General features: G+C 64.7%; 1 pseudogene. It reads right to left on the reverse strand.

Features of this window, described 5'->3' with window-relative positions:
- Nucleotides 1–146: 146 nt before the first annotated feature.
- Nucleotides 147–275: pseudogene (locus tag PUR61_RS33185) on the reverse strand (IS5/IS1182 family transposase); the annotation flags it as partial.

The raw sequence follows: 275 nt of genomic DNA on the forward strand, positions 1-275 counted from the left end.
AGACTGCCCAGATGCCGCCGGGAGACACCGGTAAACAGCCGATGCGCCAGAACCGCCCGATTGACCATGATCCGCACGCCGCGATCATGCCACCCGCAGCACAAAGGCCCCACTCGCTATCACGCACCAACTCGTTAGAAGACATCTCATTTGGATAGTCGTCGGGTGCAGATGAGGGCTGCGGCGATGCTGGCGAAGGCGGCGAAGTGGTCGGCCTTGCGTTCGTAGCGGCGGTGGAGTCGGCGGAAGCCGCCGAGCCAGGCGACGGTGCGCTC

Source organism: Streptomyces sp. BE20, assembly GCF_036322525.1.
In the GTDB taxonomy this organism is placed as follows: domain Bacteria; phylum Actinomycetota; class Actinomycetes; order Streptomycetales; family Streptomycetaceae; genus Kitasatospora.